Raw genomic sequence first — 11,777 nt, 5'->3', positions numbered from 1 at the left:
GTTCGCTTTCCGCGCCCGGTCAACATTCGATAACGAGCCGTCAACCGGCTCTGAGCCTTCCATGCTATCTCCCGCACTTTCGGCGGCGCTTGCTCCAGACGGTACAGCTTCCTCGCGCCGACCTTCGGCGGATGGCGATAAGTCCAGGCGCTCTCGACCAACATGTGCCGAACCCGGCCGTTGCCAGCCTTGGTAATCGCACCTCGTCGAACCGTTTCACCCGTTGATCGCTCGCCAGGTACCAGGCCGAGATAGCCCATCAGTTGGCGCGGGCTTTCAAATCGGCTCACGTCGCCGACCTCCGTGGCAAAGGTGACGGCCACGATCAGATCGACCCCTCTTAGCGTCTGTAGAGCTCGGACGACCGGCGCAAGAGACCAGTTCGGTACGAATTCCTCGATGACCTTCTCCAGTCGTTCGACGCGCTCCTTCGAGACGCGCACCGCCTCGACCATTTCCTGCAAAGCGATCTGATGCGCGGGGTGATCGAACTGTTGCTCCTGCAGCCAGCAAAGATATCGCATCGTCCAGCCCTTCTTGCGTGGATAGATACGACCATGCTTGAGCATAAAGGCACTTATCTGTTGTCGGTGAACCCGCAACGTCTCGACAGCGGCAGCTCGAGCGCGAACGAGGTCGCGCATCGCCTCATGGCCCTCATCAGGAACCCACACCGCCGTGAGCTCGCCGGCCCTCAATAGCCGGGCGAGCGCGAGTGCATCTCGACGGTTAGTCTTCACCCTGTCGCCTGGCTTCCTTGGAATCAATGACGGAGCGACAACCATGCATTCATGGCCAAGGGATTGGATCAGCCGATGCAGGCCGTAACCGGTTGGGCCAGCTTCGTAGCAGAAATGTACACGATCAAACTTCGCGGCTATTCGCTGGATAATGCGGCGCATGCTGGCATAGGATGCATCAACCTCGCCGAAATAGCGGACCTCTCCTTCCCGGCCAGATTCGGCAACAGCAATCGCATTCTTCAGCTTGGCGACATCGATTCCGACAAAAGCTTCTCTATAATCTGCCACGGCTCGTCCTCCTGTGATGAGGATCGGCTCGGCCTGTCCGAGCAACCCTCGGAAAACCAGTGTAGGGCGAGCCACCTCAGGCGCGAAGACGGACATACGGCCTTACCTGCGCGGCGTGATCGGCTTCTTTCGCTTCTCGGCCATCCGGGCCCCAGCTCACGTGTCGATGTATACCGTTTTTGTGTAAAGGTAGGTATCAAGATGGGCACGACCGCCTTTTGCGCCATAGCCGCTCAACTTGGTACCGCCAAAGCCGACGAGCGGGTCGATCAGTCCATAGCAGTTTACCCACATGACTCCAGTGTGAATCTGCCGCACGACATTCAGGGCTGTAGAGATATTGCGGCTCCAGACCGCTCCGCCCAGTCCGTATTCCGAATCGTTTCCAAGAGCAATCGCCTCTGCTTCTGTATCGAAGGGTATCACAGAGAGGACCGGCCCAAAGATTTCCTCTTGCGCAATCCTCATGTTATTCTCGACATTTGCAAAGATCGTCGGGCTTACAAAAAATCCGTCGCCAAGGGGACCCTCCAATCTCAGGCCGCCGTAGATTAATTCTGCGCCTTCATTCGAACCCAGCTTGACGTACGACATGACGCTATCAAGCTGCTTTTTCGAAATCAGCGGTCCAAGCTGGGCATCGGGGTCCAGTCCGTGTCCAATGCGGATCGTCTTTGTAAACTCCGCAAGGCGGTCGCAAAACTCTCTCAAGATGGGGCGCTGCACAAAAACGCGGCTACCTGCGTAGCAAACCTGGCCGGTGTTTGCGAAAACTGCCATCGCAGCGCTAGGAACAGCCTTTTCGAGATCCGCGTCGGCGAACACGATGTCAGGCGACTTTCCTCCTAACTCAAGTTGTAGTTTTTTGATGTTGATCGCAGACGCTTCGATAATTTTGCGCCCAGTTGCTGTTGAGCCAGTGAAAGCTATCCGATCGACCCCGGGATGGCTTGCAAGCGCTGCACCAGCAACACTGCCCTGACCGGTCACGACATTGATGACACCCGCCGGCATCCCTGCTTCATGCAGCAAAGCCACGGTCCGCAATACCGACAGCGACGCATCTTCAGCGGGCTTCAGGACTGCTGTGCATCCGCTTGCCAATACAGCTCCAAGAATCCACCATTGGCTGCCCAGGGGTCCGTTCCAGGGAATAATGCCGCCGACGACCCCAACCGGAGCCTTTAAACTCATCGTGTGGACACTTCCTGGCAAACTATTCAGGAGCGTTTCGCCGGAGACGGAGCCGCATTGCGATGCAAAGAACGCGATAACTTTGAGAACAAAGGTTTTGAATCCCATCGTTCGCGAAATCGGTGCGCCCATATCCATGGTTTCGATTTGCGCAAGCTCTTCGAAATTCGTTTCGATGATATCGTGAACCCGATGGAGTAACCTTTGGCGTTCATAAGGCGTCCACAGCCGCCAGGGACCCTCAAAAGCCCCGCGTGCCGCTTTGACGGCAGCGTCGATGTCAGCGGCATCTCCTTTAGAAAGCCTTGCAAGAACGTTGCCGGACGACGGATCGAAGGTATCGAACGTCTTTCCGGATATCGACGGTACATCTTTGCCGTCGATCAGGTGAAGGAACTGGTCGCGAGCTAGTAGGCTTTCTGTTGCTGCGGAAAGTGGGATGCGAGACGCTGTTGGGGTCATTGATGTCATTCCGAATTGATCGTCAGCACTTAAATAAAGCTTTAGGCTATTGTTCAGGGGATAAAGACGGCTTTTCCGCTGCTTTGCTCATTGAACAGCCGGTAGGCCTCCTCTGCCTGATCGAGGCGCCAGTGTTTTGTGAAGAGCCGGTCGAGCTCGAGATTGTTCTCGATGACGAAATCGGCGCATGCGCGTTGGCCCTGAAGAGACATTGTCCAAGACGTTACGATATTGAGCTGCCGGCGCAGCACCTGAGACAGCGTCAGTCTGAATTCGGCGCCAAGACCGACCAGGCCGATGGTACCCCAGGCCCGCGCAACCCTTACTGAATCGAGCGCCGCAGAAGCTGCGCCGGACGTTTCTAGAACCTTGCTGGCCCCCTTGCCGCTGGTATATTCCCGTATTACCTCCGCCACGTCGTCGCGGGTGGGGTTGACCGTGAAATCCGCGCCGAAAGCCTTTGCGATGCCAAGCCGTTCGTCATCGACATCAATGGCGATAACCTTGGCGCCTTGCGCGGTTGCAATAAGCGTCGCAGACAGTCCAACGGGCCCCTGCCCAAATACCGCAACTGTATCCCGGCCGGTCAAGCCCATTCGCTCGAACGCTCCCCAAGCGGTTCCTGTCCCACAGGAGATGGCGGCGCCAGCGGTGAAGCTTAGGCGCTCGTCCAGAGGCACCAGCGTATCTGCGCGCACCTTCATGTAAGGCGCATGGGCGCCGTGGCCATCGATGCCATACACTGTGACGGGAACCTCTTCACACATCTGAGGCCAACCGGAATTGCACTGCGCGCAGCCGGCACAGCCGGTGTAATGGTGAACCATAACACGCGCTCCGACCCGCGCATGGGGTGCAACGGTTCCCGGCCCGACTGCAACGACCACGCCGCAGGGTTCGTGACCTCTTATCAATTCTGAAGAGATCGCTGCTGGAGCGGAGCGGTACATATGCAGATCGCTCCCGCACATTCCCGACGCCTTGATCTCAAGGACTACTTCCCCAGGCCCTGGGGTCGGGTCAGGAAATGTTGCCAGGCGGATTCCACAATCACCGGTAAAGACAATGCCTTGCATTGGTTCTCCTCTCGGGCACGTAGGCGCAAGCGAGTTTGCGCCGTCAGTTTTGCTCGATGACAGAGGTAACGGCATCGCGCAAGCTTGCGTCCAAGGCGGCGATACCCCCAGCTTATCGCCCAACGCGCCTCGCCATTGCGCCCGACAGCGTTCGGTAGCTAACTAGTTTTCATCCGTGTGTGCGCAGCAAGTGGAAGGAGGTTCGATGGCGAACTGACAACCTGAGAAGCTGCGTGAAAGATGAGGGTATGCAACCATTGTGACGGCCGAATTGGGATTGATCTCCCCGTGCCGGCCGGGACCCCGTGGCGGTTGGGACGCGCCTCCGTCTGATACTCATCCGGCTCGATAAGCCCGTTGCTCGCCAGTCGTATGATCCGCCACTTGCATTCCGTCGCGGCTGCTAAAGCAAGGGCATACCCCTTTCTCTCGAAGATCAAGCAGCGCTCCCCTGCGCACAGTTTTTAAACATAGCAGTGAAGCACAGTTCGCTGACATCCCGGCCCGAGAAGGCTCACTATCTACCTTGCCAAACGTCGTCTCGCCATCCGAACGTGTCTGGAGTGTGATACTCCGCGCAACAAAGAGGCGGACGATCGAGGATCATCCGCCGCCATGCTGGTCAGCGTAATCATGTCAGTTAATGCGCGCGCCTGTCTCTGCCTCGAAGAGATGAACTGATGGACGTACTGGATTGATCCGCAGTTTTGCTCCAGATTTCAGCGTCATTCTTTCACGGAAGACTGCCATAATCTTGTCGTTTCCGAGTTTTGCGAATACTTGCGATTCAGCACCGGTAGGCTCGACGACAGAAATCTGGACTTCTACACCTTCACCGTCAAGCGTAAAGTGTTCAGGCCTGATCCCGTAATAGAGATCTCGACCCAAGGCCTGCTCGGGAGCATGGTTAATGGGCAAGGTCACTCCTGACACTGTTCTGAACGATACTGCGTCATCTTTTTTCATCAAAGTTCCGCGAAGTAGATTCATTGAGGGAGAGCCAATGAAGCCGGCAACGAACAGGTTTGCCGGTCGATCATAAAGTTCAAGCGGAGTCCCTATTTGCTCGACCCTCCCATCCCGAAGAACCACGACGCGATCCGCCATCGTCATGGCTTCCACCTGGTCGTGTGTTACATAGACTGTCGTAGTCTTCAGCCTTTGATGGAGCTCTTTTATCTCCGCGCGCATCTGAACGCGCAGCTTGGCGTCAAGGTTTGAAAGCGGTTCATCAAACAGGAACACAGCCGGGTCGCGGACGATCGCTCGTCCCATTGCCACCCGCTGTCGTTGTCCTCCAGACAGCTGTCGTGGAAATCGCTCAAGATAAGGGACAAGATCCAGAATGTCTGCGGCGCGGCGTACCCTCGTTGCAACCTCGTCCGCGCGAGTCCCGCGCATTTTAAGCGCAAACCCCATGTTCTGAGCAACTGTCTTGTGGGGATAAAGCGCATAGCTTTGAAAAACCATGGCGATGTCGCGGTCGCGCGGCGGCAAATTGTTCACAACGCGATCGCCGATTTTTACCTGTCCCGATGTTGTCGTCTCCAGTCCCGCGATCATCCGCAGCAATGTCGACTTTCCACATCCAGAGGGACCCACGAGCGCCACGAACTCGCCGTTCTCAATGTTGATCGAAACACCGTGCATAACCTCCAGTGATCCGTAAGCCTTACGCAAATCCACAATTTCAACCGAAGCCATCCAGTGTTTCCTCATTTGATGCGTGCTTACACTTTAGCGCACGGGGCATACTGATTCTCGCTCCGCCGATCATTCCGCGCCACGTTCACACTACGCCATCGATCACTTCAGGCGATGGAAGGCCGAATAGCGGTCACATGAACCGCCGAGATCGTGCAATCGGCATCGCTCCGGTTTTTCCAAGCGTGCTTCGTGCCGCGCTGAATCAGTGTGTCGCCGGGTTTCAACAACGTTTCGCCAGTCTCCAGCACTGCCCATATTTCACCGGAAATTACCGTGACGATGTCGACGGAATCAGTGGTGTGCATCCCGGGCGCATCGCCCGGTTGAAGCGCGTCGCCTGCTCCCCAGTCCATCAATGATTTCGTATATTGTCCCTCGTAATCCCACGAGCTATCAGGTGGGAAGGTTGTGATCACATAAGTGTAACCGGCTGCGGGCGATACGAACCCTGCGCCTTCGCGCAGCGTATTTTCTGCCAATGCCGGGGTTGGCAAGGTGCCGGCTTGCCAGACCTGGTTAACCGTATAGGCCTCACCAACAAATCTGGTAGGAACGTCGCCGTCGCTTACAATAGTGGAGCGTCCTTCGCTGTCCACGCCCGTGACAACCCTGCGGGCTGAGGCATTCCGGTGGTCGGTTTTCAACGCATTCGGCACTTTGCCAGTTCCCATTTCAGCCTCCATATTAAATCTCGAATTACGGGATTTCCATAGTTCGTGCATGGCGAAATCCGAAGCACCTATATCACGCGCGATTTGCTGTGGGCTGATGATTCGAATTTACTTAGGCCGGGTGACAACATGAGCTTCGCACTACCAATGGCGAAGGAATCCCTTATATTGACATGTGTGGAGTATGTCATGATCTAACCCACCCTCAAGGTTGCATCCAAGGAGGAACGGATGACTACGAACCACGATTTCATTGGGAAAGTTGCGTTTGTCACGGGGGCGGCTGGTGGTATCGGACGCGCGACGGCTATCGCATTTGCGCAGGCCGGCGCGTATGTCGCTTTGGTCGACATCGATCAAGCGGGCTGTGAAAAGTCCGCGAAAGCCGTTCAGGATGCGGGTGGAAGAGCGCTGTCCTTGCGCTGTGATCTCACAGTTGAAAGCGAGGTCGAGAATGCCCTAGCTCAGACGGTGGACACCTTTGGTGGTCTCGATTTCGCCTTCAACAACGCAGGGAAATATCAAAACGTTGCAGCGGCTGCTGATATCAGTGATCAGGAATGGCGTCGGATTATTGATATCAATGTCACAGGCACATTTCTTTGCATGCGTAGTCAGATTCCACTCATGCAAAAGCGAGGCGGAGGTGCGATTGTAAACACATCTTCAGGTGCAGGAATCATGGGCATCAAAGGTGCCGCGGCCTATTCTGCAGCTAAACATGCAGTGATTGGTTTGACCCGTTCTGCAGCGCTAGACTATGCCGAGACTGGCGTCCGGATCAACGCCGTTTGTCCCGGGATCGTACACACAAGCATGGCAGTTGAAGTCTCCGGTGGCACTGCAGAGGGCTTGGCGCGGATGGCAGCGGAGGAACCGATCGGCCGCTTGGGTCGGCCGGAAGAGATTGCGTCGGCTGTTCTCTGGCTGTGCTCAAGCACAGCCGGATTTACCATCGGTCACGCCCTGGTGGTGGATGGGGGGCACACGATCGGGGCGATCACCTCGCAAGGGGATAAGTTGGCGAGGGCAATATCAGCCGCGGTTATCAAGTAGATCATTGCGCAAACTTCATAAAGCGATGTGAAGTCTGCAGGGCGTCTCCGTTAAAGCAACTTGTCCGGCGTGATTGGCAGACTGCGTACCCGTCTCCCTGTTGCATGGAAGACAGCATTTGAAATGGCGGGAGCAATGCCGGCCATTGCCAATTCGCCAATACCCTTGACACCCATAGGCACATAGGGGTCTTTTTCATCCACGAAAATCACGTCTATCAACGGGGGCGCATCGGCGTGAACCGGAACTGCATATTCCGCCAAATTCGCGTTTACCACCCGCCCAGACCTCGGATCGACGATCGCGTGCTCCATTAGTGCCATTCCAATCCCGCCGATCATACCTCCAACACATTGGCTGCGGGCAATCTTCGGATTGACGATGCGTCCAGCTCCATAAGCCCCTACCATCCGCCGCACACGCGTTTCGCCGAGCTCCGGATCGACGGTAACCTCGGCAAACACTGCTGAGAACGCGTTCATGGAGAATTTTTGTTCTCCGCCTTCAGGAGAAAAATCTGCCAACTTCTCTATAGGCCCCTTCAAATGTCGCAAAGCCTCTTTGAGGGTGGACGCACCTGTCTGCAATAGCGCCTCTGCGCGCGCCATATCGCATGCCGCCTGAATGGCACTCCCAACGCTGCTCATCGTCATCGATCCGGCATGGATCGCCGCCCGCGGCAGGTTTGTATCACCAAGTTTGAAAGTAATCTGATCGAGAGAGAGTCCGAGTGTTTCTGCTGCAACTTGAGTCATTGACGTATATGTGCCCGGACCCATGTCACTGGCTGCGCTCACGACTTCCGCCGTGCCATTCGGAAAGATGCGCACCCTCGCTGAAGCTGTCGCGACGTAGACCGGATATACGCCGGTAGCCATACCCCAGCCGACCAACAATCGGCCGTCGCGCATTGACCGTGGTTCCGGATTACGCTTGCTCCAACCAAAGCGCTCCGTCGCCAGCAGATAACATTCTCGCGTCGAGCGGCTCGAGAACGGCAAGTTCGTGGATTCGTCAATGTCCGGCTCGTTTCGCAAACGGAGTTCAACAGGATCGATCTTGAGGTTTGCAGCCAACTCGTCAAGGGCGGATTCCAGCGCAAACAATCCGCTCGCTTCACCCGGACCTCGCATATATGTGGGCGTGTGAATGTTCATCGGAGCAAGGTGATAGCGAGTATAGACGTTTGGACAAGAGTGCAAAAACCGTGTCGCGAATAAAAGGGATTCCATGTACTCCTCGTAGGTCGAAGTTTCATGGCTTACCTCGTGGCTTATGGACTGCAGCCGCCCTTCAAGCGATGCGCCGATCGCCACTCGCTGCGTCGATCTTGGACGGTAGCCAGTTCCATAGTACATATCGCGCCGGGTCAGAACGAGCTTAACCGGCCGCCCAACAATTCTGGCCCCCAGCGCGGCAAGGGTTACATGCGCCCAGACCCTTGCCGCTGAGCCGAAAGCCCCACCCACAAAAGGTGATATGACGTGGATGTCTCGCGCGGGCATTCCGAAAATGGCTGCAATTTCGTCAGCTACGTTGTGAACCCACTGGGTTTTATCCCACAAGGTCAGCTGGTCGCCATCCCAGGACGCGATAGTCGCATGCGTTTCGATCGGATTATGATATTCTCTCGGAATTGAATAGTTGCCGTCAAAACTAACCTCTGCTGTGGCGAAAACCTCAGCCGGATTACCGCGTTGCGACTCTTCCCGTCTGAGCCCGGTGACAGCGGCTTTTTCGTCAGTCGGATCAACGGGCGTTACGCTGAGATAATCCGTGGTACCTGCATCGGGCGCGTAGCTAACACGCACGAGGCTTACCGCATGGGCCGCTTCCTCAAGGGTCTCAGCGATAATCAGCGCGACTGGCTGACCCTGATGACTGATGTGGTCGTCTTGAAGGACATGCAGTCGTTCGCCCACGACGGCATCGGGTAGGCTCTTGTGCGGGTGATAGGGCAGCCTCGGGCAGTTCTGATGCGTCAGGACTGCGATCACTCCAGGCGCACGATCCGCCTCGTCTACGGCAATCGCCGTAATCCGACCGCTGGCTATTGTGCTTCGCACCACCGCCGCATGGGCAAGGCCCGGACAATTAAACTCAGCGGAAAAAACGGCACCCCCAGTAACCTTGAGACGACCGTCAACCCTGCTTACGGGCTTGCCGATGAAATTGATCATCGAAAACCTCCTGCCGTTTCAAGCGCACGTCGCACGGCTCTTTTCATCAGTTCAATCTTGTATTCGTTGTGACCCTGGCCGCGCGCGCCCTGCGTCGCCGCTTCTGCAGCAGCATCTAACGCGTTGATGTCAAAGTGCGCAGCTTTGAGTTTGGCTTCTACCTGGGGAAGGCGCCAAGGACGTGTAGCGACCCCGCCAACTGCAATGCGGGCATCACGTATCTGGCGTCCCTTTATGTCCAGCGCAACCGCTGCCGACACGACGGCGAACTCAAACGAAGCCCTGTCGCGGACCTTGATGTAGGAACATTGAAGTCCTGCTGCGTCCCGAGGGACGGTAATTGCTGTGATGATTTCGCCTGGCTTGAGGTCTGCCTCGATATGCGGCGTATCTCCGGGAAGCTGATACATCTTATCTAGGTTTACATGCCGCTGCCCTTTTGGCCCCAAAAGTGAGACGGATGCATCGAGTGCTACAAGGGCTACCGCGAGGTCCGAAGCATGGACGGCAATACAGCTTTCGCTGGCACCTAATATGGCATGCCACCGATTTTCGCCTCCGATTGCAGCGCATCCGGAGCCGGGATTACGCTTGTTGCACGCTTCGTACCCCACGTCGCGAAAATAGGGACAACGGGTCCGCTGCAAGAGATTGCCTGCGATCGTTGCTTGATTGCGCACCTGTGGGCTCGCGGAGTTCAAGATCGCCTCGGCAATCAGGGAATAATGTAAAAGGACGTCGGGATGGGCAGCGACCTTTGCCATTGTTGCTGCAGCGCCCAATCGCAACTCATGCGCTTCCATGTGGATACCCTCATCAAGTAGTCCACACAGGCTGACTAGTCTTCGGGGTTGGAGAACATTCTCCTGTAGAAGCTGCACCATGTCGGTGCCCCCAGCGATAAACGCGCTGAGCACGTCTGTTCGGCCCGAATGCGCATTCAACGATATGGCTTCATTGAGGTCAGTCGGACGATGTAGATCAAAAGGCCCCATCGTCACCCGCTTCTTTCTTGCCGGCCGCATCCTGAATAGCGGTAACGATATTGTCGTACGCACCGCATCGGCAGAGGTTTCCGCTCATCCACACGCGAATTTCTTCTGCGGAACCGGCGTGTCCTTCGGCGATGCAAGCGATACCGGACATGATCTGCCCAGAGGTGCAGTAACCACACTGAAATGCGTCTCGCTCGATGAACGCCGACTGAAGCGGATGAAGTCGATCTCCGTCAGCCAGTCCTTCGATGGTAATGATGTCGCGTCGTTCAACAAGGGCAGCAAGCAACAAGCATGATTTGAATCGATTTCCATCCATCAAGATCGTGCAGGCCCCACACTGACCAAGGCCGCAGCCCTTCTTGGATCCGGTCAAATTCAGCTTTTCACGCAGTACGTCCAACAAAGTGGCTCGCGGATCGATTGAAAGTCGATGGTCGCCGCGATTAATACGAAGAACAACCTCCAACAATGAGGCCTCCGCTACCCCGCTGCGACCTTTAGATGGGCGCAGGCAAGAGGGTTCTGCGGAGGGCCCCAACACCGCGTTCTGCCCCGCAGAACCTGTCTTGCTTTGATCGCACATCATTTCGCCTTTATGCCACCGAATAACCGCCATCAACCACCAGCTCTTGGCCTGTGATGCCGCTTGCCGCATCTGACGCAAGAAACGAAACCGCATCTGCGATCTCCCGAGGAGCAATCAGCCGGTGCTGGGGGATGTCCTCGAGCCATTGCTTTAACACGTCTGGGCGGGCTCGGCCGACCGCGCCAAGCAAGGTTGTGTCGCAATAGCCAGGCGCCACGGCATTCACGCGGATATTGTGATCGGCCCATTCAACCGCGATGTTACGGCATAGCAGAGCGACAGCGGCCTTTGTAGCGTCATATCCAACGTGAAGTTCCGGCCGCACGCGAACACGGCTGCAGATAGAAGAAATTGCTATGATGGAGCCACCGCCGGACTTGGCCATTTGCCGTCCCGCTGCTCTCATGCAATAAAACGCGCCGTCGAGGTTTACTGCCATGACGCGCCGCCAGTTTTCATCAGTGTGATCGAGGGTTGGTTCTTCATAGGTAACCCCGGCAGCTGCAACAAGAATATCCAACTTACCGTGCCCGTTGACCACATGCGCCACAGCCTCGTCCACGGACCCGCTTTTGGTTACGTCCATGCTCACCCAGTCCGCGCTACTATTTCGGGACATTTGGCTGGCGATATCCCCCAGGGATTCGACATTATCACCCAGTACGACTTTGGCGCCAGCTTCGATGAACCCGTTAGCTATAGCTGCACCGATACCGCCTGCGCCCCCTGCGATCAGGGCGACTTTTCCGGCAAGATTCATTCTATTTGATAAAGACATGTCGCCTCCCCTTTCTCGACCTACGATGACCGCGTGCT

10 protein-coding genes are annotated in these 11,777 nt (G+C 56.3%); 1 reads left to right on the top strand and 9 read right to left on the bottom strand.

Features of this window, described 5'->3' with window-relative positions:
• From FHX14_RS27310 to FHX14_RS27290, 5 genes are all read right to left on the bottom strand, one after another.
• Nucleotides 1-1,127, bottom strand: a 1,127-nt coding sequence (locus FHX14_RS27310) for an IS110 family transposase (RefSeq protein ID WP_246713472.1), incomplete at its 3' end; no start/stop codon positions are given.
• Between the two features lie 60 nt (nt 1,128-1,187).
• Nucleotides 1,188-2,687: an aldehyde dehydrogenase family protein gene (locus FHX14_RS27305; protein ID WP_246713471.1), complete on the bottom strand. Its 1,500-nt coding sequence runs from the start codon at nt 2,685-2,687 to the stop codon at nt 1,188-1,190.
• 53 nt (nt 2,688-2,740) lie between these two features.
• Nucleotides 2,741-3,763, bottom strand: a complete 1,023-nt coding sequence (locus FHX14_RS27300) for a zinc-binding dehydrogenase (RefSeq protein ID WP_184380019.1) — start codon at nt 3,761-3,763, stop codon at nt 2,741-2,743.
• Nucleotides 3,764-4,399: 636 nt separating this feature from the next.
• A complete protein-coding gene (ugpC, locus tag FHX14_RS27295) occupies nt 4,400-5,467 on the bottom strand; it encodes a sn-glycerol-3-phosphate ABC transporter ATP-binding protein UgpC (RefSeq protein WP_184380017.1) in 1,068 nt (355 codons plus the stop codon).
• A gap of 107 nt (nt 5,468-5,574) precedes the next feature.
• Entirely contained in the window at nt 5,575-6,141 is a 567-nt protein-coding gene (locus FHX14_RS27290; protein ID WP_205934392.1) for a cupin domain-containing protein, read from the bottom strand.
• A 231-nt stretch (nt 6,142-6,372) separates the two neighbouring features.
• Here FHX14_RS27290 and FHX14_RS27285 point away from each other — a divergent pair, with 231 nt between their 5' ends.
• Nucleotides 6,373-7,197, top strand: a complete 825-nt coding sequence (locus FHX14_RS27285) for an SDR family oxidoreductase (protein ID WP_130815802.1) — start codon at nt 6,373-6,375, stop codon at nt 7,195-7,197.
• 50 nt (nt 7,198-7,247) lie between these two features.
• Here the strand turns inward: FHX14_RS27285 and FHX14_RS27280 are convergent, their stop codons facing one another.
• From FHX14_RS27280 to FHX14_RS27265, 4 genes are all read right to left on the bottom strand, one after another.
• Nucleotides 7,248-9,377: a xanthine dehydrogenase family protein molybdopterin-binding subunit gene (locus FHX14_RS27280; RefSeq protein WP_184380015.1), complete on the bottom strand. Its 2,130-nt coding sequence runs from the start codon at nt 9,375-9,377 to the stop codon at nt 7,248-7,250.
• On the bottom strand, nt 9,374-10,372 hold the full coding sequence (locus tag FHX14_RS27275) for a xanthine dehydrogenase family protein subunit M (protein WP_184380013.1): 999 nt from the start codon (nt 10,370-10,372) through the stop codon (nt 9,374-9,376). Before FHX14_RS27275 ends, FHX14_RS27280 begins: the two co-directional genes overlap by 4 nt.
• Nucleotides 10,359-10,844, bottom strand: coding sequence for a (2Fe-2S)-binding protein (locus FHX14_RS27270; RefSeq protein ID WP_246713470.1), 486 nt, complete (start codon nt 10,842-10,844; stop codon nt 10,359-10,361). Before FHX14_RS27270 ends, FHX14_RS27275 begins: the two co-directional genes overlap by 14 nt.
• Nucleotides 10,845-10,968: 124 nt before the next feature.
• Entirely contained in the window at nt 10,969-11,739 is a 771-nt protein-coding gene (locus tag FHX14_RS27265) for an SDR family oxidoreductase (protein ID WP_184380011.1), read from the bottom strand.
• Nucleotides 11,740-11,777: the final 38 nt, after the last annotated feature.

This window comes from Rhizobium sp. BK619 (assembly GCF_014195245.1).
In the GTDB taxonomy this organism is placed as follows: domain Bacteria; phylum Pseudomonadota; class Alphaproteobacteria; order Rhizobiales; family Rhizobiaceae; genus Rhizobium; species Rhizobium acidisoli.
This window is presented reverse-complemented; position numbering and strand designations above follow the sequence as displayed.

What these genes read in the sequence shown, in the direction of transcription:
- FHX14_RS27305 (WP_246713471.1), bottom strand. Translation starts at nt 2,687, where the DNA reads ATGACCCCAACAGCGTCTCGCATCCCACTTTCCGCAGCAACAGAAAGC.
- FHX14_RS27300 (WP_184380019.1), bottom strand. Translation starts at nt 3,763, where the DNA reads ATGCAAGGCATTGTCTTTACCGGTGATTGTGGAATCCGCCTGGCAACA.
- ugpC (WP_184380017.1), bottom strand. Translation starts at nt 5,467, where the DNA reads ATGGCTTCGGTTGAAATTGTGGATTTGCGTAAGGCTTACGGATCACTG.
- FHX14_RS27290 (WP_205934392.1), bottom strand. Translation starts at nt 6,141, where the DNA reads ATGGGAACTGGCAAAGTGCCGAATGCGTTGAAAACCGACCACCGGAAT.
- FHX14_RS27285 (WP_130815802.1), top strand. Translation starts at nt 6,373, where the DNA reads ATGACTACGAACCACGATTTCATTGGGAAAGTTGCGTTTGTCACGGGG.
- FHX14_RS27280 (WP_184380015.1), bottom strand. Translation starts at nt 9,377, where the DNA reads ATGATCAATTTCATCGGCAAGCCCGTAAGCAGGGTTGACGGTCGTCTC.
- FHX14_RS27275 (WP_184380013.1), bottom strand. Translation starts at nt 10,372, where the DNA reads ATGGGGCCTTTTGATCTACATCGTCCGACTGACCTCAATGAAGCCATA.
- FHX14_RS27265 (WP_184380011.1), bottom strand. Translation starts at nt 11,739, where the DNA reads ATGTCTTTATCAAATAGAATGAATCTTGCCGGAAAAGTCGCCCTGATC.